Here is an 845-nt window from a genome sequence, read left to right on the forward strand (position 1 = left end):
CCGCGCGCGCCGCCACGCCCGCGCCGAGCGCGAACAGCGCGCCCCTGACGCCCGCGCGCGGCCTGTTCGCCGGGCGCGAGCCGTGGCTGTGGGGATTGATCGGCCTGATCGGCGTCCTGCTCGGCGCGATCGTCGCCTTCGCCCTGCCGCGCGGCCCGCGCCGGCTGGCCGCGGACGAGCGCGAAGCGGTGCTGGCCAAGTTGCGCGGCTGGCTGGCCGAAGGCGGGTCGCCGACATGAGCACGCTGGGCGAGCGCAAGAGCGCGTTGCTGCTGATGTCGCTGCATCCGGCCGATCGCCGGCAACTGCTGGCGCGGCTGCCGCGCGCGTCGGCGCGGACGCTGCGCGCGCTGATCGCCGAGCTGGAGCGCTCGCCGCTGCCGGTGGCGCAGCTGGCCGAGGCCGTGCTCGCCGACGAAGTGCGCGGCCTCACCGCGAGCACCTCGCTCAGGATCGAGCAGTTGGTCGCCTTGTCCGAACGCCTGTCGCCGGCGTGGTTCGCGCGCGTGCTGCTGGCCTGGACCGGGGTCGACCGCAGCTTCTGCCTGTCCTTGCTCGACGAGCGCCGCGCCGCCGCGGTGCGCGAGGAACTGCGCCGGCTCGACCGGCTGCCGCCGAAGCTGGTCGAAGCGCTGCGCGAAGAATCGCTGCGCATGGCCGAGCCGGAACGGGAGGCGGCGTGATGCGCGAACCGGGCCAAGGCGCGCACGAATGGGTCGAGAAGGTCGCGCCGTCGCAGGCGCGCATCGTCGGGCTGGCCGCGGCCTTGGCGGGTCCGGCGCCGACGGCGAGCGCGGGATCGGGTGCGGCATCAGGCGCGGCGCAAGCGGCGCCGGCCGCGCCCGC

Annotated in this window: 2 protein-coding genes; both read left to right on the top strand. The window is 76.4% G+C overall.

Annotated features, from left to right (window positions below; genetic code table 11):
* Positions 1 to 239 (top strand): hypothetical protein (locus A7A76_RS20985; protein WP_206413130.1); only part of this gene is annotated, 239 nt, incomplete at its 5' end.
* Positions 236 to 682, top strand: a complete 447-nt coding sequence (locus A7A76_RS20990) for a hypothetical protein (protein WP_206413131.1) — start codon at positions 236 to 238, stop codon at positions 680 to 682. The genes A7A76_RS20985 and A7A76_RS20990, both read left to right, overlap by 4 nt.
* The last annotated feature ends 163 nt before the right edge of the window (positions 683 to 845 follow it).

The sequence above is a fragment of the Lysobacter enzymogenes genome (genome assembly GCF_017168095.1).
GTDB lineage: Bacteria > Pseudomonadota > Gammaproteobacteria > Xanthomonadales > Xanthomonadaceae > Lysobacter > Lysobacter enzymogenes_D.